The 22,785-nt window shown below is 75.4% G+C and carries 17 protein-coding genes; 4 read left to right on the top strand and 13 right to left on the bottom strand.

Going from position 1 to position 22,785, the window contains the following annotated elements; translation table 11 throughout:
- Positions 1–146 precede the first annotated feature (146 nt).
- On the top strand, positions 147–1,178 hold the full coding sequence (locus FB458_RS09135) for a helix-turn-helix domain-containing protein (RefSeq protein ID WP_141848223.1): 1,032 nt from the start codon (positions 147–149) through the stop codon (positions 1,176–1,178).
- Positions 1,179–1,230: 52 nt separating this feature from the next.
- On the opposite strand, the gene FB458_RS09130 is transcribed toward FB458_RS09135, so the two are convergent.
- The gene (locus FB458_RS09130) at positions 1,231–1,878 is read right to left on the bottom strand and encodes a GNAT family N-acetyltransferase (protein ID WP_141848222.1); all 648 of its coding nucleotides are present in this window, start codon (positions 1,876–1,878) and stop codon (positions 1,231–1,233) included.
- Between the two features lie 109 nt (positions 1,879–1,987).
- Here FB458_RS09130 and FB458_RS09125 point away from each other — a divergent pair, with 109 nt between their 5' ends.
- Positions 1,988–4,222: a HelD family protein gene (locus FB458_RS09125; protein WP_141848221.1), complete on the top strand. Its 2,235-nt coding sequence runs from the start codon at positions 1,988–1,990 to the stop codon at positions 4,220–4,222.
- Here FB458_RS09125 and FB458_RS09120 read toward each other — a convergent pair whose 3' ends face one another.
- The 7 genes from FB458_RS09120 to fbaA form a co-directional block, all read right to left on the bottom strand.
- The gene (locus tag FB458_RS09120) at positions 4,223–5,503 is read right to left on the bottom strand and encodes a hypothetical protein (protein WP_141848220.1); all 1,281 of its coding nucleotides are present in this window, start codon (positions 5,501–5,503) and stop codon (positions 4,223–4,225) included.
- Positions 5,500–6,018 carry a SigE family RNA polymerase sigma factor gene (locus tag FB458_RS09115; protein WP_141848219.1) on the bottom strand — a complete coding sequence of 173 codons (519 nt, stop codon included), beginning with the start codon at positions 6,016–6,018 and terminating at the stop codon, positions 5,500–5,502. Before FB458_RS09115 ends, FB458_RS09120 begins: the two co-directional genes overlap by 4 nt.
- A 111-nt stretch (positions 6,019–6,129) precedes the next feature.
- The gene (locus FB458_RS09110) at positions 6,130–7,353 is read right to left on the bottom strand and encodes a glycoside hydrolase family 32 protein (protein WP_141848218.1); all 1,224 of its coding nucleotides are present in this window, start codon (positions 7,351–7,353) and stop codon (positions 6,130–6,132) included.
- Positions 7,354–7,355: 2 nt separating this feature from the next.
- Complete coding sequence (locus tag FB458_RS09105; RefSeq protein ID WP_141848217.1) at positions 7,356–8,714, bottom strand: adenylosuccinate synthase; 1,359 nt, start codon at positions 8,712–8,714, stop codon at positions 7,356–7,358.
- 50 nt (positions 8,715–8,764) lie between these two features.
- A complete protein-coding gene (locus tag FB458_RS09100) occupies positions 8,765–9,643 on the bottom strand; it encodes a helix-turn-helix domain-containing protein (protein WP_141848216.1) in 879 nt (292 codons plus the stop codon).
- Positions 9,644–9,844: 201 nt separating this feature from the next.
- Positions 9,845–10,258 carry a DUF3151 domain-containing protein gene (locus FB458_RS09095; protein ID WP_141848215.1) on the bottom strand — a complete coding sequence of 138 codons (414 nt, stop codon included), beginning with the start codon at positions 10,256–10,258 and terminating at the stop codon, positions 9,845–9,847.
- Complete coding sequence (gene fbaA, locus FB458_RS09090; protein WP_141848214.1) at positions 10,255–11,277, bottom strand: class II fructose-bisphosphate aldolase; 1,023 nt, start codon at positions 11,275–11,277, stop codon at positions 10,255–10,257. The genes FB458_RS09095 and fbaA overlap by 4 nt, the downstream gene beginning before the upstream one ends.
- A gap of 106 nt (positions 11,278–11,383) precedes the next feature.
- On the opposite strand from fbaA, the gene FB458_RS09085 reads away from it, so the two are divergent.
- Entirely contained in the window at positions 11,384–12,604 is a 1,221-nt protein-coding gene (locus FB458_RS09085; protein WP_211355987.1) for a DUF480 domain-containing protein, read from the top strand.
- On the opposite strand, the gene FB458_RS09080 is transcribed toward FB458_RS09085, so the two are convergent.
- The gene (locus tag FB458_RS09080) at positions 12,577–13,917 is read right to left on the bottom strand and encodes a flavin-containing monooxygenase (protein WP_211355986.1); all 1,341 of its coding nucleotides are present in this window, start codon (positions 13,915–13,917) and stop codon (positions 12,577–12,579) included. The two genes, FB458_RS09085 and FB458_RS09080, sit on opposite strands and share 28 nt — an antisense overlap.
- Before the next feature lie 73 nt (positions 13,918–13,990).
- Between FB458_RS09080 and FB458_RS09075 the strand changes: the two genes are divergently transcribed.
- On the top strand, positions 13,991–14,773 hold the full coding sequence (locus FB458_RS09075) for an exodeoxyribonuclease III (protein ID WP_141848212.1): 783 nt from the start codon (positions 13,991–13,993) through the stop codon (positions 14,771–14,773).
- 102 nt (positions 14,774–14,875) lie between these two features.
- Here the strand turns inward: FB458_RS09075 and FB458_RS09070 are convergent, their stop codons facing one another.
- Genes FB458_RS09070 through FB458_RS09055 form a run of 4 tightly spaced genes read right to left on the bottom strand, consistent with a single transcriptional unit; the run spans position 14,876 to position 22,785 of the window.
- On the bottom strand, positions 14,876–17,977 hold the full coding sequence (locus FB458_RS09070) for an alpha-mannosidase (RefSeq protein ID WP_141848211.1): 3,102 nt from the start codon (positions 17,975–17,977) through the stop codon (positions 14,876–14,878).
- Positions 17,978–17,992: 15 nt separating this feature from the next.
- The gene (locus FB458_RS21280; protein WP_170185615.1) at positions 17,993–18,148 is read right to left on the bottom strand and encodes a hypothetical protein; all 156 of its coding nucleotides are present in this window, start codon (positions 18,146–18,148) and stop codon (positions 17,993–17,995) included.
- Positions 18,149–18,185: 37 nt separating this feature from the next.
- Positions 18,186–20,264 (bottom strand): glycoside hydrolase family 3 protein, encoded by a 2,079-nt coding sequence (locus FB458_RS09060; RefSeq protein WP_141848210.1) that lies wholly within the window; start codon positions 20,262–20,264, stop codon positions 18,186–18,188.
- On the bottom strand, positions 20,257–22,785 hold the full coding sequence (locus FB458_RS09055; RefSeq protein WP_141848209.1) for a glycoside hydrolase family 2 protein: 2,529 nt from the start codon (positions 22,783–22,785) through the stop codon (positions 20,257–20,259). The genes FB458_RS09060 and FB458_RS09055 overlap by 8 nt, the downstream gene beginning before the upstream one ends.

The raw sequence follows: 22,785 nt of genomic DNA, 5'->3' as shown, positions 1-22,785 counted from the left end.
TGGCGCTCGCCAGGTCTACCCCGCGCCCGCCTGATCACACCTTGGCAAATTCAGCGTCCTCACAACATGCTGTGGCCTGGCGGGGTAAAGTCAGTGTCGGCATCCCGCCACAAGCCTCGGGGACAGGCACCATGTGGAGGTCCGTCGTGTCCATCCCGGCCGACGATCACGCCGAGGCGATCGCCTCGGCCATCGGCGACAGCGCCCTCGAGGCGGCCGCGTCACGCGTCTACCTGTCCGTGCTCCGGGTCCCGCGCCCGTCCCGGGCGCTGCTCATCGCGCAGGGCATCCCGGCGGGGGTGCTCGACCCAGCCCTCGCCCTGCTCGCCCAGCGCGGGCTGGTGCGCCCCGGCCCGACCGGCGAGATCGACGTGCCGCCGCCCCTGACGGCCATGCCGCAGCTCGCCTCGGACCTCGAGCGCCGGGCCGCGGTCGTCCGCGCGACGGCGCACGACCTCACCCAGGTCTTCTTCAACGCGCGCGCCCGCCGCCGCGACCCCGACTCGGGGATCACGCTGCTCCACGACCTCGACGAGGTCGCCTCCCAGACCAACGTGCTCGTCGCCGGCGGGCTCGAGCAGATCTGCGTCGTCCGGGCCACGAGCGCGCGCACGCAGCAGCTGCTCGCGGCCCCGCTCGAGTCCCAGCGCGAGCCGACCGTCGGCCTCGACTCGCAGCCGCTGCGGCACCGCACGATCTGGGACACCGACGTCCTCGACGAGGAGGGGGCCGACGAGGTCATGCGGGCCCGGCGGGCCGGCGGCGAGGAGCAGCGCTTCTTCCTGCGCGTGCCGTTCAGCCTCGTGCTCGTCGACGACTCCGTGTGCCTGGTCGAGTGGACCGGGGCCGAGAGCGACGCGCCGGAGGGCGCCGACGACGCCCCGGTCGGGGTCGTGCTGCACACCCCCGGGCTGGTCGGCGGCGTCCGCCGGCTCTTCGAGCGGCTGTGGGAGCTGTCGTCGCCGGTGGACCGCGGGTCGGTCACCGACGAGGTCGACCGGCGCGACCTGACCATCCTGCGGCTGCTCGCCGCCGGCGTCGCCGACGCCTCGATCGCCCGGCAGACGGGCGTGTCCCAGCGCACGGTAGAGCGCCGGATCCGCTCGCTGCTCGACCGGCTGGGCGCCGGCACCCGGTTCCAGGCCGGGGCGCAGGCGGTGCGGCGCGGCTGGCTCTGAGCCACGGGGCGTCGTACGGACGCGGGGGCGCAGGACCCCGTACGGCGCCCGCTCAGCCCGCCGACGGCTGGGCGAGCGCCCGGTCGACCCGCTCGAGCAGCCCGGCGCGGACGCTCGGCCACTCGTCGTGCAGGACGGAGAAGACCACGGTGTCGCGCCAGGTGCCGTCGGCGCGGCGGACGACCCGGCGCAGGACCCCCTCGCGGACCGCGCCGAGCCGGGCGATGGCGGCCTGCGAGCGCTCGTTGAGCACGTCGGTCTGGATCCGGACCCGGCCGAAGCCGCAGTCGTCGACCGCGTGGCCGAGCAGGAGCAGCTTGGTCTCGGGGTTGACGGCGGTGCCCCACCAGCGCGAGCCGTAGGTCGTCCAGCCGAGGTGGACGTGCTCGTTCCCGAGGTCGACGTCGCCGAGCGAGCTGGTGCCGACGACGGTGCCGGCCGGGCCGAGCGGGGAGTCGTCGACGAGCCGCACCGTGTAGGCCCACCGCGACGGGCGGGCGTCGAGCTGCGCCGCGACCATCGCCGCCGCCTCGTCCCGGTCCGCCGGCGGGCGGGCCATGAGGAAGCCGTGCCGGTAGACCTCCGGGTCGGACCACACGTCGTGCAGGCCGTCGACGTCGCCGACGGACACCGGGTCCAGCCGCACGACCCTGCCCACCAGCGGCTGCCCGGACGGTGGACGGACGGCGGGGCGCGGCACGCCGCCAGACTAGACTCGACGGTCGGCCCGAGGGTCGCGGCGCCCGGTCGGCGCCCGCACCACCGGACGATCACGGTCAGCACGGCACGGCAGAAGAGGCGGGGGACGCGTGAGCGGCACCGAGGGGGGCGGCGACCAGGCGGTCGCCGTGCAGGTCGCGGAGGAGATCGCCGCCGAGCAGCGGCACGTCGACCGGGTGTACGAGGAGCTGGCCAAGGCCGGGGTCCGCGCCGGCGCCGTCGAGGCGGACGGCCTCGCCCGCGGCCGCACCGACCGGGTCGGCGAGGCCCGCGACGAGGAGCTGACCGGTCTGTTCGAGCGCGACGCGCTCGTCCTGCACGCCGCCCGCCGCCGGCACGCGCTCGAGAGCCAGTACGAGGGCCTCGTCTTCGGCCGGCTCGACCTCGACATGCCGGTCCGCGGCGCCCCCGACGCCACGGACGGCGCGCTCGAGCGCGAGGTGCGCTACATCGGCCGGCTCGGGGTCCGCGACGACCAGTACGAGCCGCTCGTCATCGACTGGCGCGCCCCGGCGGCCTCGCCGTTCTACCGGGCCACGCCGGTCGAGCCGCTCGGCGTGCTGCGCCGCCGGGTGCTGCGCTGCAAGGGCGCCGACGTCGTCGGGGTCGAGGACGACCTCATGGTCCCCGAGGCCCCCGACGACCTCGTCGTCGTCGGTGACGGCGCGCTGATGGCCGCCCTGACCCGCAGCCGCGGCGCGCAGATGCGCGACATCGTCGCGACCATCCAGGCCCACCAGGACGAGGCGATCCGCGCCCCGGGCCGCGGCGTCGCCGAGATCACCGGCGGTCCTGGGACGGGCAAGACGGTCGTCGCGCTGCACCGGGCGGCGTACCTGCTCTACTCCGACCGGCGCCGCTACGAGAGCGGCGGGATCCTCGTCGTCGGCCCGTCGGCCGCGTACACCGCGTACATCGAGCGCGTCCTGCCCTCGCTCGGAGAGGACTCGGTCGCGCTGCGCTCGCTCGGCGACGTCGTCGACGCGATCGGCACCGAGCGGCTCGACCCGCCCGAGGCGGCGGCCGTCAAGGGCTCGCTGCGGATCCGGCCCGTCCTCGGCCGCCTCGTGCGGATGGACGCGCCGGACTCCCCGACCGAGCTGCGCGTCTTCGTCGCCGGCCAGGCCGTGCGCCTCGACCGGCGCGCGCTCGAGCAGGTCCGCAGCCGCGTGCTGCGCGGGCACCAGCGCAACCTCGGCGCCTCCGCCGCGCGGCTGCTGCTCGCCGAGGCGGCCTACCGGCAGAGCGGGCACGACGACCGCCCGCTCTTCCTCGACCGCTTCGCCGACTCCCGTGACGTCGACGCGTTCATGACGGCCTGGTGGCCGCAGCTCGATCCGCGGGAGGTGCTGCTCTGGCTGGCCGACGACGACCGCCGGCGCGAGGCGACCCGCGGCCTGCTCGACGAACGCGAGTCGAGCGTCCTCGGCGAGTCGCTCCGGGCGGCCCTGGGCACCGGCACCTGGTCGGTCGCCGACGCCGCCCTCGTCGACGAGCTGGCGTCACGGCTCGGCGGCGTGCAGGAGGGCGAGCGCGAGGAGCGCGGCTTCTACGAGATCGAGGAGCTCCAGGACGTCAGCCGCTTCGGCGTCGCGGAGGTCCAGCCGGCCCCCGGCGGCGACCGGGCCGAGCGCGCCTACACGACCACGCCGCAGTCGCTGCGCGACCGGCTGCTCGTCGGGACGGTCGGCCGCCCCGAGGAGTACGCGCACGTCCTCGTCGACGAGGCGCAGGACCTCTCCCCCATGCAGTGGCGGATGCTGGGCCGCCGCGGTCGCCGGGCCTCGTGGACCGTCGTCGGCGACGCCGCGCAGAGCTCCTGGCCCGACGCGCGGGAGTCGGAGACGGCCCGCGAGGAGGCGTTCGCGCGGCTGCCGCGCCACCGCTTCCACATGGACACCAACTACCGCAACGCCCGCGAGATCTTCGCCTACGCCGAGGAGTTCGTGCGTCGGCACGTGCCCGACGCCGACATCCCGCGGGCGGTGCGCGAGACGGGGGTCGAGCCGCTGGAGCGGCCGCTGGGCGACACCCCCGACGCCGTACGGCGTGCCGTGAAGACGGCCGTCGACGACCTCCTCGAGGAGGTCGAGGGCTCGGTCGCCGTCATCACGCCGGACCGGTGGGCAGCCGGGCTGGCCGACCTCGACGGGAGCGCGTCCGGCCGGGTGCGGGTCGCCAACCCGATGTCGACCAAGGGTCTGGAGTACGACGCCACCGTCCTCGTCGACCCCGACGGGATCACCGCGGAGTCACCCGGCGGCGCCCGGGTCACCTACGTGGCGATGACCCGGGCGGCGCACCGGATGACAGTGCTGCGCTGATCAGGAGGCGTAGCCCTCGGTGACGACCGACCCGTCGGTCGTCAGGGTCACGGTCCTGCCGTCCAGCTGGGCGGCGGTGAGGGGGGCCGGTCCCCCCTTGAGGTCGGGGAACGTCGTCCCGCTCGGCACGGTGTAGGGGTAGGTCTGCGTGCTGCCATTAGCGCGGCCGATGACGACCCGGTCCACGGCGATGACTGCGGACCCGTCCGGCGCGGTCGTCACGGAGCGGACGATGCCGTGGTCGTAGAGCCGGACGCTCGAGGTGGCCGGGGGCAGGGTCGAGCCGGCGACGACCTGCGCCATCGTGGCGATGACGTCCGCGCTGGCCTTCTCGGTGAAGAGACCGTACGGCGCGGCCGTCATCACGGTGTACTGCGCGACGTCGTACGTCGTGCCGTCCGTGCAGTCGTACCTCCAGTGCCGGAACTCGGCGGCCCGGCCGCTCCACTGCCCCTCGCTGTAGTCGACGAGCTGCACCGAGGACGTCCCCGGCTTGGTGGGGTTGGAGTCGACGACGCCGGCGCCGCAGTACTCCGGGTTGGCGGCGTAACCGCCCGGGGTGTCGGAGCTGAGGGCCTGGCTCGTCGTGCCGTGGTAGTCGATGAACGTGATGACGCAGTCGGCGGTCCCGGGGCTGTTGAGGCACCAGGTCGGGACCGCGGCGCCCTGGGCGCTCTTCTGCGTCACGGTGTAGCCGGCGGGCACGAGGAGCGTCGCCGACCCGGCGGTCACCCGCTGGGCCGGGGTCGTGGTCGCCGAGCTGGGCGCGCTCGACGTGGCGGGCGGGGCTACCGTGCCGGTCCCGGTGGCGGTCGCCGTCCCGGTCGCCGTCCCGGTCGCCGTGGTGCTCGGGGTGCCGGTCGAGGAGGTCGGCGAGGCCGAGGTCGGCTCCGCGGTGACCGTCTGCGTCGCGGGCGGCGCCTCCTGGGTCCGGTGCTGCTGGGCGAGCGCGAGCCCGCCCCCGGCGGCGACGACCGCGATGCTCGCGGCGACGGCGAGCGGGGTGAGCCAGGTGCGGCGCGCGGCCCGGGCCGACGGCCACTCGACGGCGGGCGGGACCCGGTCGTCGGGGACCTCGGCGCGGGTCCGCTCCTCGAAGGCGCCGCGCAGCAGCCGCTCGAGGTCGTCGTCCCCCAGCTCGGGGAGGCGGGGCAGGTCGGGGGTGGGTGTGCGGCTCATGTCGGCGGTCTCCGGGCTGGGCGAGCCCTGAGGGCTCGGGGTGTCGTCGTACGGGGTGTCGTCGTGCTCGTCGGACGGCCGACGGGGGTCCCAGGGGCTCATGCTCGGCCTCCCATGACGGTGCGCAGCGAGGCGAGGCCCCGGCTGGCGCTTGACTTGACGGTGCCGGTCGAGATGCCGAGGATCGCGGCGATCTCGTTCTCCGACACCCCGGAGAAGTAGCGCAGCACGAGGACCTCGCGCTGCCGGTCGGGCAGGGTGCGCAGGGCTGCGAGGACCTCGGCGTGCTCCTCGCGCAGGACGACGTTCTCGTCGGCGCCGGGCAGGCCCTCGGGCTCGGCGACCCGCAGGTGCTTGCGGGCGACGACCCGGCGCCGGATGGCGGAGCGGGACATGTTGACGACCGTGGTGCGCAGGTAGCCGATGGCGGCGTGCGGGTCGCGCAGCCGGTCCTGCTGCCGGTGCAGCGCGATGAAGGCGTCCTGGACGACGTCCTCGGCGGCGGCGACGTCGTCGACCAGCAGGAGCGCCAGCCGGACCATGGGTCGCCAGTGGGTCTGGTAGATCGCGGGGACGTCGACGTCCTCGCGAACGGTGTGTGCTGTGCCGACCGTCATGGTCGTCCCCCTCAGCATCGTGTCGGTGGTGGTCGCGGGAGGAGGTCGCGCAGACCCCCCGGGAGGTTGCCTCCCGCACCGGACTTTCCTGCCGAGCGGCCAGGGAGCGGGTCAGGGGGTGCGGACGACCCGGACCCGCGCCTGCTGCGCCGACAGGCGCCACCCACCGGAGCCGGCGGCCCGGGTGGTCGCCGGGACGGCGTCGCCGGGGTAGGTCTCGACGACGTCGCCGTCGACCCAGGCCTGCGCGCCGGGCGGCAGGTCGAGCGACGTCCCGCCGCGCTCCAGCCGCCCACCCCGCGGTACGACGACCTGCGCGGCCGCCGGGACCTCGTCACCGTCGGCCCACGCGACCGGGTCGCCGAGCAGCGCCTCGCAGCGGGGGTCGGTCCGCCAGCGCACGTCGTCCTCCACGAGGACCGGCCGCCGCACGAGGGTGAGGCAGCCGACCTGCGCGTCCGGGTCGTCGGTGCCGTCGGTGCGCTGCGGCACGCCGTCCTCCTTGACCCACCCGAGCAGCCACGGGCCGTCGTCGTCGACGGCGACCTGCGGCGCGTAGCAGGACGGGCCGGAGTCGAGGTCGCCGCCGGCGCGGGCGGCGAAGGACGGGCGGCCCTGCTCGTCGACGCCCAGCTCGCCGAGCACCTGCGCGACCCCCTCGAGCCGGTCGTCGACCCAGCGCGAGACGAGCAGGACGGCGGTGCCGTCGACGTCGAGCAGCTGCGGGCACTCCCAGATCTGGGCGGGCGCGCAGCCGGCGAGGACCGGGTCGGTGTGGTCGAGCCAGACGCCCGCGAACTCCCAGTGCTCGAGGTCGCTCGCGTCCCACAGCAGCAGCGCCGGGCGCCGCTCGCCCTCGACCGAGAGCGCGGCCCCCAGCAGCGCCCACCGGCGCCCTCCGGCCTCGAGCAGGAACGGGTCCCGCATCTCGACCAGCCCCACCTCCGCGGGCACCTGCGCCTGGGCGGCGACGACCTGCGGTGCCGACCACGTCTCGAGGTCGTCGTCGAGCGAGCGGCGCAGGCAGACCGTGGTGTCGGCCGGGGTCACCTCCGCGCCGGTGTAGAGCACGGCGACGTGGTCGCCGAGGTCGGTCGCGACCCCGCTCCAGCAGCCGAAGGCGTCGACCGCGCCCGGCTCCGGCCCGAAGGCCACCGGGTGCGCGTGCCAGCGCACGAGGTCCTCGGACGACAGGTGCCCCCAGGCGATGGCGTGGTGCCGGGCGGCGGCCGGGTTGTGCTGGAAGAACACGTGCCAGCGCCCGCCGCGGAAGATCATCCCGTTGGGGTCGTTGAGCCAGCCCCGGCGCGGCCTCGGGTGGTAGGCGGCGGGCACGGTCAGCCCGCGGTGCCCGAGGTGGCGGGGGCCGTACGGGGCGCCGTACGGGCGGCCGCGGCGGTCTCGCGCATGTCGAAGCGCTCGATGATCGCGTCGCGGCCGGGGCCGACGCCGATGGCCGAGACCCGCGCGCCCACGAGCTCCTCGACGCGCAGGACGTAGGCCTGCGCGTTGGCGGGGAGGTCCTCGAAGCGGCGGCAGCCGGAGATGTCCTCCCACCAGCCGGGCAGCTCCTCGTAGACCGGCGTGGCGTGGTGGTAGTCGCTCTGGTCGACCGGCATCTCGTCGTGCCGGACGCCGTCGACGTCGTACGCCACGCAGACGGGGACCTTCTCCAGGCCGGTGAGGACGTCGAGCTTGGTGACGACGAAGTCGGTGACGCCGTTGACCCGCGTCGCGTAGCGGCCGACGACGGTGTCGAGCCAGCCGCACCGGCGGGGGCGGCCGGTGGTCGTGCCGTACTCGGCGCCGGTCTTGCGCAGGAACTCGCCCATGTCGTCGTGCAGCTCGGTCGGGAACGGGCCCTCGCCGACGCGGGTCGAGTAGGCCTTGAGGACGGCGATGACCTGGTCGATGCGCGTCGGCGGGATGCCCGAGCCGGTGCACGCGCCGCCGGCCGTCGCGCTCGAGGAGGTGACGAACGGGTAGGTGCCGAAGTCGACGTCGAGCAGCGTCGCCTGCCCGGCCTCGAGCAGCACCGTCTCACCGCGGTCGAGGGCCTGCTGGAGCAGCAGCGTCGTGTCGGCGACCATCGGGCGCAGCCGCTCCGCGTAGGAGAGCAGCTCCTGCACGACCTCGTCGACCTCGACGGCGCGGCGGTTGTAGATCTTCGTGAGGACCTGGTTCTTCACCTCGAGGGCGCCCTCGACCTTCTGGCGCAGGATGCCCTCGTCGAAGAGGTCCTGCACGCGGATGCCGGTGCGCGACATCTTGTCGGCGTAGGTCGGGCCGATCCCGCGACCGGTCGTCCCGATCTTCCGCTTTCCCAGGAAGCGTTCGGTGACCTTGTCGAGGGTGCGGTTGTACGGCGTGATGACGTGCGCCGTCGCGCTGACGACCAGGCGGGACGGGTCGACGCCGCGCGCCGACAGCCCGTCGATCTCCTCGAAGAGGACGCCGAGGTCGATGACGACGCCGTTGCCGATGACCGGCGTGCAGGTCGGGGTGAGGATCCCGCTCGGGAGCAGGTGCAGCGCGTACTTCTGCGCCGCCTCGCCCTCGCCGATGACGATGGTGTGGCCGGCGTTGTTGCCGCCGTTGAACTTCACGACGTAGTCGACGCTCGACCCGAGCAGGTCGGTCGCCTTGCCCTTGCCCTCGTCGCCCCACTGGGCACCCACCAGCACGATCGCCGGCATCCGCGGCTCCTCCCGATCCGTCGGGCCGACGGCGGTCGGCCCGGACGAGGCTATCGGCTGGCGGGAGCCCGGCCCAACCGTGCCCCCGGCAGGGTGCCCGGCCGGGGCGCCTCGCTGAGCCGTCCGGATCGGACGGCCTGGGCGCCGAGCTGGAAGCGGGTGCGCGCGCCGAGCTCCTCCATCAGCCGCGCGACCCGGCGGCGGACGGTGCGCAGGCTCCAGCCGAGGTAGCGCGCGATGGCCTCGTCCTTGTAGCCGCGGGCGAGCAGGTCGAGCAGCTGCTCGTCGTCGTCGTCGCCCCCGACGCGCCCCGACGGCATCGGCAGGGCCCGGGCCCACACCTCGTCGAAGTACGCGATGAAGGCGGCGACGAGCATCGGCTCGCGCACGAGGACGTAGTCGGACCCCGGGTCGCCCCAGGTCTCGACGCAGACGACGGCCTCGGTGCCGTAGACGCCGAACTCGGTCGGCACGTCCTCGACGATCCGCTGCTGCTCGCCGATCTGCCGGTACGACGCCGCGTTGGCCACCGCCTCGGGGTCGTCGAGCAGGCTGGCGTCGTAGACCGCCAGCTGCGGGCGCCCGGCGGCGATGACGTCGCGGGTGTAGGCGTCGACGGCGTCGTCCTGGGGGGTGGCCCCGACCGAGGTCGACATGATCAGCTGGCGCATCGGCCCGGTCGTCGTCGCGACGAGCTCCTGGACCAGGCTCGAGGCGACCTCGAGCGTGACCCGGGCGACCCCGGGCTCGCGGTCCTCGCCGGTGTCGCGCAGACGGGCCAGGGCGTGGCGGGCCTCGGCGAGCTCGATGTCGTCCTGGGTCCGGCGCTCCTGCACGCTGGCCAGGGCACGGGCGAGGATGGCGCGCGGGTCCTCGTCGACGAGCGTCGAGCGGGCCGCGGGGCGGCGTCCGGGTGCGGTGGTGCTCACCAATGGCATGTTAGGGCCATTGGCACGAAAACACGTGTTCGTTCGCCCGACGAGATGCTTCGATGGGCCCGCCCCGCCGGCCGGACGAGGCGGACGCACTCGGGGATCCGTCCCCGCCCGGCCGGCAGGGGCGCCAACCCGCGTCCGCCGAGCGCGCCGTACGGGGGCGGTACGGGGCGCCGGACGGGGCGCCGTACGGGCTCAGGTGTCGAGGGCCTCGGCGGCCTCGCGCGAGGAGTCCCGCAGGAAGGTCGCGATCCGCGCCTCCTCGTCCTGCTCGCCGATCCCGCGTGCGGCCCGGCCGAGCGCGGCGAGCGCCCGCAGGAAGCCGCGGTTCGGCTCGTGCGACCACGGGACGGGGCCCTGACCGCGCCAGCCCGCGCGGCGCAGGGCGTCGAGCCCGCGGTGGTACCCGGTGCGCGCGTAGGCGTAGCCCTCGACGGTCCGGCCGGCGGCGAGCGCCTGCTCGGCGAGGGTCGCCCAGGCCAGCGACGAGGTGGGGTGGTCCGCGGCGACCGCGGCCGGGTCCTCCCCGGCCGCGAGCCGCTCGGCCGCCGGGTCGACGGGCAGGCGGGTCTCGGGGATGCCGAGCAGCCCCCCGTCGAGCCCGCTCACGCGTGCTTCCCGGCGGAGGCGAGGTGCTCGCAGGCCTCGACGACGCGGGCCGACATGCCGGCCTCGCCGGCCTTGCCCCAGGCACGCGGGTCGTACTTCTTCTTGTCGCCGACCTCGTCGTCGATCTTCAGCACGCCGTCGTAGTTGGCGAGCATCCAGCCGGCGATCGGGCGGGTGAAGGCGTACTGGGTGTCGGTGTCGACGTTCATCTTCACGACGCCGTACGAGACCGCCTCGGCGATCTCCTCGGGGGCCGAGCCGGAGCCGCCGTGGAAGACGAGGTGGAACGGCTTGTCGTCGCTCGTGGAGAACTCGCGGTGGACCGCGTCCTGGGCCGCCTTGAGCACCTCGGGGCGCAGCTTGACGTTGCCCGGCTTGTAGACGCCGTGGACGTTGCCGAAGGTGAGGGCGGTCATGAAGTAGCCGTTCTCGCCGGTGCCGAGGGCCTTCGCGGTGGCGATGGCGTCCTCGGGGGTCGAGTAGAGCTTGTCGTTGATCTCGCCGACGACGCCGTCCTCCTCGCCGCCGACGACCCCGACCTCGATCTCGAGGACGATCTTCGCGGCGACGCACTTCTCGAGCAGGTCTCGGGCGATCTCGAGGTTCTCGTCGAGCGGCACGGCCGAGCCGTCCCACATGTGCGACTGGAACCACGGCAGCCCGCCCTGCTTCACCCGCTCGGTCGACGCGGCGAGCAGCGGACGGACGAAGCCGTCGAGCTTGTCCTTCGGGCAGTGGTCGGTGTGCAGCGCGATGTGGACCGGGTAGTCCTTGGCGACCTGCTCGGCGTAGGCGGCGAAGGCCAGCGAGCCGGAGACCATGCTCTTGAGCGAGCCGGAGAGGTACTCGGCGCCACCGGTCGAGACCTGGATGATGCCGTCGCTGCCCGCGTCCGCGAACCCCTTGAGGGCGGCGTTGAGGGTCTGCGACGACGAGACGTTGATGGCCGGGTAGGCGAACTTCCCGGCCTTCGCGCGGTCCAGCATGTCGGCGTAGACCTCGGGGGTGGCGATGGGCATCTGCTCTCCTTCGAACGGGCCGGCGGGTCGGCGCCATCCTTCCACGGGGGCGAGCGGTGTCGGCGGAGCCGCCCACCGCTCGGTCACGGGGCCGTAGGGTCGGCTCGTGCCCGACGAGCTGCCCGTCCTCGATGCCGTCGACCAGCGGGTGCTGGGGAGCCTGCTGGAGAAGCAGCGGACCGTCCCGGCGTCGTACCCCCTGTCGGTCAACGCGCTGCGGACCGCGTGCAACCAGAGCAGCAGCCGCGAGCCGGTCGTCGACTACGACGAGAGCACCGTCGAGCGGGCGGCCCGCTCGCTCAAGGACCGCGGCCTGGTGCGGGTGGTGTGGGCCGGTGCGGGGCAGCGGACCCTGAAGTTCCACCAGACGCTCGACGAGGTGCTCGAGCTGGCCGACGACGAGCGCGCGCTGCTGACGGTGCTGCTCCTGCGCGGGGCGCAGGCGCCCGGCGAGCTGCGGACACGGACCGAGCGGCTGCACCCGTTCGCCGACCGGGAGGCCGTCGAGGCGGTGCTCCAGCGGCTGGCCGCGAGGTCGCTGCCGCTCGTCGCGCAGCTCGAGCGTCGACCCGGGCAGCAGGACCACCGCTGGGTGCACCTGCTGGGACCGGTCGACACGGGCCCGGCGGCGGGCGCGGCCGGCGCCCCGGTCGTCGACCGCGAGTCGGTGCTGCGCGACGGCCCCGACGCCCGCGACCGGCGGGTGCTCGCGAGCATCGCCGCGGTCGCGACGCCGTACGCCGAGACGTTCGGCGACGAGATCCGTCGGCTGCCCTTCGAGCGCTGGCTCCTCGACCGGGTCGCCGTCGAGGTCGACGAGGCACCGGTCGTCGAGGTGGGCTGCGGCCCGGGCCAGGTGACCGCGTGGCTGGCCGAGAGCGGGGTCGCGGCGCAGGGCGTGGACCTCTCGCCGGAGATGGTCGCCGAGGCGCGGCGCCTCCACCCGGGGCTGACGTTCGAGGTCGGCGACCTGCGGCGGCTCATGCGGCCGGCGGGTGCGCACGGGTGGGGGGCCGTGCTGGCCTGGTACTCGCTCATCTACCTCGCCGAGAGCGAGCTCGCGTCCGCGGTCGCGGCGGTGGCGCGGCCGCTCGCGCCGGGTGGCCTGCTCGTGCTGGCGATGCACGCCGGCGCCGGCATCAAGCACGCCGACGAGTGGCTGGAGCAGGAGGTCGACCTCGACGTCGTCCTGCACGACCCGGCCGCGGTGCGCGCCGCCGTCGCCGCCGCGGGCCTGGTGGACGTCGAGTGGTACCTGCGGGGCCCCATTGCCGAGCGCGGCGAGACGACCGACCGGCTCTACGTGCTGGGGCGCGCCCCGGCCTGAACCGGGACCCGCTCGGGGAGCCGGGTCGACCAGCCCATCCGCTCCACGATCCTGCGGCGATAGCGGGTGAACGCGTCGGCGTCGACGTACCCCTCGTGCCGCGGCGAGCCGTCGAAGCGGATGCCGCTGCTGAGGTCCGGGTGGTCGGTGCGGACCAGGTCGCGGAAGCGGCGGTAGCGCTCCGGGTCGTGCACCCGGTCGTCGAGGTGGGCGGCGACGAGCTGGGCGACACCGTCGAGGTGGCCGTACGCGCCGGAGTTGGTCTCGATGAGCCCGACGGCGAAGAGGCCCTCGTGGTCGCGGGAGAACGCGGTGAGGTGGAGGTCCGGCCGACCGGGGCCGAAGACCTCCGTGGCGTAGGGGATGCCGTGCCGGTAGCCGGTGGCGGCGATGATCTCGTCGACCTCCTCGCTCCGTCCGTCGGTGAAGGTGACGCGGAGCCCGTCGACGGCGGCGACGCCGGGGCGGGCGACGACGTCGCCGTGCTGGAGGGCCGGGTGCAGGCTGCTGTTGAGGACGGGGTGGGTCTCGAAGAGCCGGTGCTCCGGCCGCTGCAGCCCGACCTTGCGCGGGTCGCCGAGCAGCAGCCGCAGCGCCCCCTGGAAGGCGACCTGCTGCACCCGCACCGGCAGGTGCGGCCCCGACGCGGCGAAGACGTCGGACGGCAGCCCGAAGAGGTGCTTGGGGATGAACCAGTAGCCGCGCCGCATGCTGAGCACGACGCGGGCAGCGGTGCGCGAGGCGTCGACCGCGATGTCGCAGGCGCTGTTGCCGCCACCGAGGACGAGGACCCGCCGGCCCGCGACCTCGTCGGCGGAGCGGTAGGTGCGGCTGTGCCGCAGGACGCCGGCGAACTCCCCCGGGAGGGTGGGCATCGACTCGTTCCACTGCATCCCGGGACAGCAGACGACGGCCTCGTACCGGGTGGTCGTCCCGTCGTCGAGCCGGACCTCGAAGCCTCCGCCGGGCGCGGCGGTGACGCGCTCGACCTGCACGCCGAAGCGGATCCGGCCGGTCAGGCCGTAGGCGTCGGCGAAGGCGCGCAGGTAGGCCAGGACCAGCCGGTGGTTCGGGTAGTCGGGGTAGTCGTCCGGCATCGGGTAGCCGTCGAAGCCCGACATCGTGCGCGAGGAGATGAGGTGGGCGGCGTCGTACATCGGGGAGCCGGGGGCCTCGATGTCCCAGATGCCGCCGACGCTCGCGTGGCGCTCGACGTGGTCGTAGGGGACGCCGTGGCCGAGGAGGGCGCGGGCGGTGGCCAGCCCGGCGGGGCCGGCGCCGATGACGAGGACCCGGGCGGTGGCGTCGGACACAGGGTCAGCGTGGAGCGCCGGAGGGGACCGGTCAAGGGTCGGGGGGCGAGGTGGTCCGGCTAGCCTCGGGGCCGTGCGCATCGCGACCTGGAACGTCAACTCCGTCCGCTCCCGGATCGGCCGGGTCGAGGCCTTCCTCGCCCGGCACGACATCGACGTCCTCGCGGTCCAGGAGACCAAGGCGACGCCCGAGCAGCTGCCGGTCATGGGGCTGCAGGCCGCCGGCTACGAGGTCGCGGCCGCCGGGACGAACCAGTGGAACGGGGTCGCGGTCATCTCGCGGGTCGGGCTGGAGGACGTCCAGGTGGGTTTCCCCGAGCAGCCGACCTGGGGCGACCCGGCGGTCGCCGAGGCGCGGGCCATCGGGGCGACCTGCGGCGGTGTGCGCGTGTGGTCGCTCTACGTCCCGAACGGCCGCAAGGTCGACGACCCTCACTACCACTACAAGCTCGACTGGCTGGCCCGGCTGGAGGTCGCTTCCCAGGAATGGCTCGGTGACGACGCCGTCCTCGTCGGCGACTGGAACATCGCGCCGCGGGACGAGGACGTGTACGACATGGCGGCGTTCGCCAAGGACACTCACGTGACGCCGCCCGAGCGGGCCGCCTTCGGGGCCTTCCTCGACGCCGGCTGGGTCGACCTGGCGCGCGAGCGCACTCCCGACCAGTTCACCTACTGGGACTACTACCGGCAGCGCTTCGAGCGGAACCGCGGCATGCGGATCGACTTCCTCCTCGGCACGCCGTCCGTCGCCGGCCGGGTGACCGGCGCCTTCGTCGACCGCGAGGAGCGCGACCCGGCGGTCTTCGGTGGGGCGCCGTCCGACCACGCCCCCGTCGTCGTCGACCTCACCTGACCGAGCCCTCCCCCGGGGCGAACACCCCACTTGTTGCTGCGTCTGGACGGTTCCGGCTGGTCCAGACGCAGCAACATGTGGGGTGTCGACGGGATGGAGGGGTCAGTAGGCCCCCGGGCTCCGGCGGAGGGTGGCGAGCTCGAAGGGACGCAGGACGAGGGTGCCGTCGGCCTCGAGCGCGACCGGGCGGTCGGGCGTCAGAGGGCGCTCGAGGAGGTCGACCGCCTGCCACCCGCCCGGCACACCGGGGGCGTCGACGCGGACCGTGGTCCGGGCACCGAGGGCCTCGTACAGGCGCACGACGAGGTCGCCCGAGCCGTCGTCAGCGAGCTTCACCGCGTCGACGACGGCGTCACCCGCGCCGGCCACCGGCGCGACCGTGACGACCGGGTCGACCGGCCCGCTCCCGCGGACTACGCGGCGCGGCAGGCCCAGCCGGTGGCCCTCGACGACGGCGTCGGCGACGTCCGCGCCGGGGACGACGAGGACGGTGCGCACGTGCCGCCCCTCCTCGGCGCGCGGGTCCGGGTAGGTCGCCGACCGCAGCAGGGTGAGCGCGACGGTCGTCGTCGTGCCGCCGTCGGCCTCACGCACCGCCCGGGTCACGCCGTGCCCGTACGTCGCGTCGTTGACGACCGCGACGCCGTACCCCCGCTCCCCGACGTGCAGCCAGCGGTGCGCGCAGACCTCGTAACGGGCCGCGTCCCACGACGTGTTCTCGGCCACCGGCCGCCGCACGTGCCCGTGCTGGATCTCGGCCGCGCTGTCGTCGGCGCGCAGGTCGGTGTCGACGGTGAGCACGAGCGCCTTGGCCCGCTCGTGCCAGTCGACGTCGAGCCGCAGCTCGAGCCCGACCGCACCGGGCCGCAGGACGAGGTCCTGGACGACGGTCGAGGCGCCCAGCCGGTGGGTGACCCGCAGCGCCGGCAGGCCGTCGACGTCGACCGGCTCGACGCTCGCCGGGGCGGTCGGCGGCAGCACGACCTGGCGGTGGTGCCGGTCGAGGTCCCAGGCGTCCCAGCGGTTGGGCAGGTCGCGGTGCAGCGCGAGGGCCCCGACCGCCCCGGCGGGCGGGACGGCCTCGCGACCGTCCGCCCCGCGCAGCGAGACGACGCGGCCCGCGGCGTCAACCCCGACCGACACCGAGCCCGTACGGAGCCGCCACCCGTCACCGTCGCGCTCGCGCACCGGCCGGTCCTCGACCGGGGTCGGGGCGCCGAGGCCCTGGGCGAGGATCCCGTCCCGGGAATGCGGTGCCGCGTTGGCGACCAGCTCGTCGTCACCGTCGCCCGCCAGCGCGGCGAGCGCGTCGGCGACCACGGTCTCGAGCCGCTCGGTGAGCCGGGCGTGCGCGGCCTGCGCGTCGTCGTGCACCCAGGCGATCGAGCTGCCGGGCAGGACGTCGTGGAACTGGTGCAGCAGCAGCTCGCGCCACGACGCGCGCAGCAGGTCGGCCGGGTAGGGCCGGCCCGTGCGCAGCGTCGCGGTCGCCGACCACAGCTCGGCCTCGCGCAGCAGGTGCTCGACCCGCCGGTTGCCCGCCTTGGTCCGTGCCTGCGAGGTGTAGGTGCCGCGGTGGAACTCGAGGTAGAGCTCGCCCGACCACGAGGGCGCCGGTCGCCCGGGCCGGGCGGCGGCGACGAGCTCGGCCCGCGCCGCGCGTGCGAAGTCGTCGGGCACGCCGTGCCCGACGCGGACCGACCCCTCGAGGTCACGGGTCCGTGCCGCCTGCGCGGCCATCTCGCGGGTCGGTCCACCACCGCCGTCGCCGTAGCCGTAGGGGACGAGCGAGACCGTGCCGACCCGGTGCTCGGCGTACGACGTCTCGGCGTGGGTCAGTTCGGCGGCCGACAGGTGCGAGGTGTAGGTGTCCACGGGCGGCAGGTGGGTGAGCAACCGGGTGCCGTCGAGGCCCTCCCACCAGAAGGTGCTGTGCGGGACGCGGTTGCTGTCGTTCCACGACATCTTCTGGGTGAGCAACCATTTCTTGCCGGCCGCGCGCGCGAGCTGCGGCAGCGCCGCGGTGTAGCCGAACGAGTCGGGCAGCCAGACGTCGTCGGTCTCGACGCCGAAGCGCTCGAGGAAGTAGCGGGTGCCCTCGACGAGCTGCCGCACGAGCGACTCCCCGCTCGGCAGGTTGGTGTCGGACTCGACCCACATCCCGCCGACGGGCACCCAGCGCCCGGCGGCGACGGCGTCGCGGATCCGCGCGAAGAGGTCGGGGTAACGCTCCTCGACCCACGCGTACTGCTGCGCCGACGACGCGACGAAGACGGCGTCGGGGTCCTCCTCGAGGAGCGACAGCGCGTTGGCGAAGGTGCGCGCGCACTTGCGCACGGTCTCGCGCGCGGGCCACAGCCAGGCCGAGTCGATGTGCGCGTGGCCGACGGCGACGGCGCGGTGCGCGCTGGCGTGGGCGGGACTGGCGAGGACGGCGGCCAGCTCGGCGCGGGCGTCAGTGGCGGTGCCGGCGACGTCGTCGGGGTCGAGCGCGTCGGCGCAGCGGTCGAGCGCCTCGAGCACCCGGCCGTGACGCGGGCGCGTCGGGTCGAGGGTGTCGAGCAGCCCGCGCAGGGTCGCGAGGTCGGCGGCCAGCGCCTCGACCTCGAGGTCGCGCTCGACGAGCTCCACCGCGCCGAGGACGTAGAGCGGCTCGTCGCCCGCGGTGTCGAGCGAGCCGAGCCCGGTCGGGGCGAAGTCGAAGTCGGGGTTGGTGTCGGGGTTGCCCGCCGCCTCGACGAGCAGGTCGACGTCCCAACGGTCCTCGCCCCCTCGCGTCAGGACGGCGCGGCCGGGGACGTGGTGGTTGAACGGCGAGATCCCCTTGAGCACCCGGCCGTCCGGCGACCACGCCGTCCCCTCGCACTGGAAGCCGGGCGACCCCGTGACGAAGCCGAGGTCCACGCGGACGTCGAGCCGCGCGAGCACCTCCGGGTCGGCCGGGTCGAGACCGTCGTCACGCCACTCGCGTGGCAGCTCCCCGGTGACGCGGAACCACCACGTGCTCCACGGCGCGCCCCAGCGCAGCCCCGGTTCCGCCGGCCCGTACGACGCCCCGAGCGCCTCGGCGACGTCGACCGGCTCGCCGGGAGCCGCCCACGAGGCGACGGTCAGGGGGTGGCGGCGTCGTACGCGGGCGGGGGTGACCCGCTCGTCGACGAGGCGACGGATCCGGCCGAGGACGGTGTCGGGGTGGGAGTGCACGGGACCTCTCGCGGGTCAGCTGGGTCGGGGGGGCCGGCCGGGCGCGTCGAGACGGCCGTCGGGGTGGAGGGTGCCGAGATCGAGGCGGGTCGGGCCGGTGCCGAGCCACAGCCGGGTCGCCGGGTCGCCCTGGGGGCGGCCGGCCGCGTCGGTCCACGGCGCGGCGAACACGGCCGACGCGGGCAGCCGCCACGTGAGGGCCGTGTCATCAGTGGCAACAGGTGGGGTGTCGGGCGGGGAGGTGTCGGCGTCGGGCCAGCGGCCGGTGGCGAGGACCTCGGCGCCGCGGGGGCGGTCGCGGCCGCCGGCGCGCCGGCCGAGCAGCACGAACGGGTGGGCCGGGGTGGCGATCCCGTCGGCGCCGGGGCGGACCACGACGACGACCTCGTCGTCCTCGAGCGAGAGGTCGACCTGCGGGACCGGGGCCGGCCCGGGTCCGAGGCCGAAGCCGAGGGGCAGACCGACCGGGTGCGGCAGGTCGAGGTAGACCCCCGTCGACGGCGTAGCGGTCGTCGTGCAGGACGCCCGACGACCCGTGACCCGAGGGCCACGTCGCGGGCAGCCGACCGGACGGGACGAGGTCGCCGAGCAGCGCGTCGGCGACGGCGGGAGCGCCGTACGGACCGGGGTAGCCGGCGACGAGGACGACGTCGGCGCGGGCGAGGACGTCGTCGAGGACGTGCGGTCGGCCGCTGACGACGACGGCCGCCACCGGCCCGCTCGTCGACGCCCGAGCCGCGTCGAGGGCGGCGAGCTGGTCGGCGGGGAGCCGGAGGTCGGCGAGGTCGACGCCCTCGCCGCAGGTGGCGCGGGTGCCTGCGCCGATCGAGGCGAGGGCGCCGTTGTCGGCGAAGGCGTCGTCGTACCGACGGTGGCTGGTCCCCCCGACGACGACGACCGCGGCGTCGACCGGCCCGGCCCCCACCACCTCGACCCGGTCGGCGAGGGCGTCACGCACGCTCACCTGCTCCTCGGGCGCGAGCGGCGCCACGTAGTCGCCGAGCAGCGCGGTGTGCTCGTCGGCGTAGGGACCGGTGACGGTGACCCGCGCCGGTCGTCCGTCGACGGTCGTCGGCAGCGGCAGGTCGCCCGCGACGAGGACGAGCGACCGCGCGGCGAGCCGCCGCGAGAGGTCGACGAGCTCGACCCGGGCCCGGGCCGCGCGCCCGGCACCGGGCGTCGGCGCACCGCCCTCGCCGAGCAGCCCGAAGGCGGCCTTGAGCCGCAGCACCCGACCGGCCGCCCGGCGCAGCGCGGCGTGGACCACCTCGTCGTCGGCGGCCAGCCGCGGCAGCAGGGTCCACGACTCGTCCCACAGCGAGAGGTCGACGCCGGCGTCGAGGGCTCGCCACGCGGCCGCGGCCCGCCTCTCCGTCATCTCGACGAGCCGGTCGACGGCGCCGCCGTCGGCCATGACGACGCCGTCGAAACCGAGCCGGCCGCGGAGCAGGTCGGTGAGCAGCGCGCGCGACCCGCAGCAGGGGTCGCCGTCGACGTCGTCGTACGCCGCCATGATGCCGACGGCCCCGGCTTCCACCCCGGCGACCGCCGCGGGCAGGTGCACCTCCTCGAGCTCGCGGGGGCCGATCGGCGCGGACTGGCCGTTGCGGCCGCCGGTCGCGGCGCCCTGCGCGACGAAGTGCTTGAGGACGACGCCGACGCCGCTGCCGTCGGCGATCCCGGCCCGGTCCTCGCCCTGGAACCCGCGCACCAGCGCGGCCGCGTGCTGCGCCGCGACCGCCGGAGCCTCGCCGAAGCACTCCTCGCTGCGCCCCCACCGTGGGTCGCGCAGCAGGTCGAGCGCGGAGACCAGCGCCAGGTGGACCCCGTCCTGGCGCAGGCCGAGCGCCACCGCGGCGCAGGCCTGCTCGTAGCACGCGGGGTCGAGGGCGGCGGCGACGTTGAGGTGGACGGGGAGCAGGGCGGCGCCGAGGGCCTGGTGCCCGTGCGGCGCCTCCTCCGACAGCAGCACCCCGGTCGGGCGGCCGGACCGGCGCCGGACCTCGTCCTGGACGAGGGCCGCGACCTCGGCGCGTTCCTCCGGTCGCACCCCGGACTCCCAGGTGCGCCCGCTCCACGCGTCGGCGCGGAACAGCCCGTAGAGCGCGCCGAGCCCGCCCCACCGGTCGACCTCGGCGCGCAGCGCGTCGGTGACGACGAAGCCGCCGCCGCGTCGCTCGACGCAGTCCCAGCCCTTGAGCCGCTGGTTGACCTGTCCGGCCAGGGCGACCGGGTCGAGCCCGTCGAGCAGCGTCTCGACCCCGTCCTGGATCACGACGTCAGCCATGCGCCCGGGTCACCTCGTTGGCGCAGCGCAGCACCTCGGGGCCGGTCAGCAGCGTCGGGTCGGCGTCGCCGAGACCCATGACCCGGAAGACGTGTCGCTCCCCCGGGAAGAGGGTGACCAGGCAGGATTCCGCGCGGGCCGAGGGGGCGACGAGGTCGGGCAGCAGGACGGTGTCGAGCATGGTCTCCTGCGCCTCGACGACGACGTCCGCCTCGCCGGGGCCGGTGACGACGACCGACGCCGTACGACGCCCTGCGGGCAGCAGCAGCGCGTCCTGGTCGACGAGCGCCCAGACGTCGCGACCGCCGACGACGCCCTCGAGGCCGTCGACCGAGGCGACGACCAGCTCCTCGCGGCGCCGTCGCGCGGAGCGCACCGCGACCGGCACGGGCACGGTCGCCACGTCGCGCGCCGGCACCCGCACCTCGCGCACCGCGGTGGCGAGCTCGCGGCCGTCGACGTGCCGACGGACGAGCCGCAGCGTCGCCGCCCACTCCTCGTCCGTGTCGTTGACGAGGGCGGCGACCAGGCCCGCCTCGCGCGGCTGGACGGTGACCAGGCGCGGGGCGTGCGCCGCGCGGACCGCGTACCAGGCCGGCTTGCGGACCCCGTCCCCGTCGACCAGTGACCAGGACACGACCGGCCAGCAGTCGTCGAGCTGCCAGATGACGGACCCGGCGCTGCGGGGCCACCACGAGCGCAGGTGGGTCACGGCGGTCCGCAGCGCCCAGGCCTGGTTCAGGCTGGTGGCGAGGTGCCAGTCGGCGTAGGTCGCCGGCGGCGCGGTGTGGCCGGCGAGGTTGCGGTTGAGCCGCTCGGTGCCGCCCGCCTGCTTCTGGTGCGCGCGGACCAGCGGCGACCGCCAGTCGACGGGGTCCTGGCCGAGCGCCCGGCGGAAGGTGCTGCGACCGGGCGGTCCCTGGAACCCGTACTCCGCGGCGAACCGCGGCACCGCGTCGCGGTAGTGGGTGAAGTCGAGCCGGTTCCACACGTCCCACTGGTGCGTGGCGCCGTGGTCCGGGTCGTTGGGGTGGACCTGCGGGTCGAGCGAGGTCGGGCTCGACGGGATGTAGGGGTGCTGCGGGGCCAGCTCGTGGACGACGGCGGGCAGCACCTCCTCCCACAGCCGCTCGCCCCACGGACGACCGGGGGCGCGCACGTCCCAGCCCCAGTCGGACGCGGCGAGCTCGTTCTCGTTGCTGCCGTTGAACAGGACCACGCTCGGGTGCGGCACGAGACGCCGTACGGCGTCCTGCGCCTCGGCCCGGACGAGGGCGACGGTCCCCTCGTCCTGCGGGTAGGCGGCGCACGCGAAGGGGAAGTCCTGCCAGAGCATCAGCCCCACCTCGTCGCAGAGCTCGAGGAGGGCGTCGTCCTCGACGACGCCGCCGCCCCAGACGCGCAGCAGGTTCATCCCCGCGTCGAGGGCGTCGCCGACGCTCGCCCGCAGCCGGTCGGGCGTGACCCGCGGGAGGAAGGAGTCGCGCGGGATCCAGTTCGCGCCGAGGACGAAGACGGGACGGTCGTTGACGAGCAGGGTGAAGGGCCGCCCGATCTCGTCCGGCGTGGTGTCGAGGGCGACGCTGCGGAAGCCGACGTGCCGGACGTGCTCGTGGAGCAGCCCGCCGTCGGCGTCGCGCAGGCGGACGGTCACCCGGTGCCGGTACGGCGCGCCGTACCCCCGCGGCCACCAGCGGCGGGGAGCCGCGACGGCGACCTCGACCCGGGCCGCGTCGCCGCCGGCGTCCGTCGACGCGACGACGACGCCGTCGGCGTCGGCCACCTCGACCTCGACCCGCAGACCCGCGGGGTCGACACCGTCGGCGACGACCACGTCGGGCTCGACGACGACCGTCGCGACGTCGGACCCGGGCGGCAGGTCCGCGCGCAGCAGGACCTCACCGAGCCGCGCGGTCCGCCAGCGCTCGAGCCGCACCGGCCGCCAGACGCCGGCGGTCGACAGCGTCGGCCCCCAGTCCCAGCCCATCGAGTACGCGGCCTTGCGGACGAAGTTGTAGGGGTGCTCGTAGTCCTGGGGCAGGTCGCCGAGGGCGTCGCGCCGCTCCCGCGCGAAGCGGATCGCCGAGCGGACGTCGACGACGAGCGGGCCCTCACCCGCGGCCCGCGACAGCGCGTCGGTCACGTCGACCCGGTGCGCCAGGTGCATGCTCTCGCTGCGCAGGACGACCTCGTCGCCGACGCGCACCGTCACCACCGTGTCGAGTCCCTCGAGGACGAGGTCGACCCGCTCCCCCTGCTGCGGCGCGAGCTCCGCGGGGAGCGGGCGGGACCACGACCAGTCGAGGAGGCCGACCCACTGCGCCGCGGCCTCCTGCAGACCGAGGTGCGGGTCGGCGAGCAGGCCGGCGGCCATGAGGTCGGTGTGGACCGTGCCGGGCACCTGCGCGGGCACGGCGGGGGGCGGGACGGCCGGGAGCGGCATCCCCGCGGGCAGGTCGTCCCACCCGCCGAGCAGCCGCAGCGTCCAGCCGTCCCCGCCGAGGTCGACGGGCTCGAGCAC

It is taken from the genome of Lapillicoccus jejuensis (assembly GCF_006715055.1).
GTDB lineage: Bacteria > Actinomycetota > Actinomycetes > Actinomycetales > Dermatophilaceae > Lapillicoccus > Lapillicoccus jejuensis.
This window is presented reverse-complemented; position numbering and strand designations above follow the sequence as displayed.

Bases quoted from the DNA above. Each gene is read 5' to 3' on its own strand.
- FB458_RS09120 (WP_141848220.1), bottom strand. From the start codon at position 5,503: ATGAGCCCCTGGGACCCCCGTCGGCCGTCCGACGAGCACGACGACACC.
- FB458_RS09115 (WP_141848219.1), bottom strand. From the start codon at position 6,018: ATGACGGTCGGCACAGCACACACCGTTCGCGAGGACGTCGACGTCCCC.
- FB458_RS09105 (WP_141848217.1), bottom strand. From the start codon at position 8,714: ATGCCGGCGATCGTGCTGGTGGGTGCCCAGTGGGGCGACGAGGGCAAG.
- fbaA (WP_141848214.1), bottom strand. From the start codon at position 11,277: ATGCCCATCGCCACCCCCGAGGTCTACGCCGACATGCTGGACCGCGCG.
- FB458_RS09060 (WP_141848210.1), bottom strand. From the start codon at position 20,264: ATGGCTGACGTCGTGATCCAGGACGGGGTCGAGACGCTGCTCGACGGG.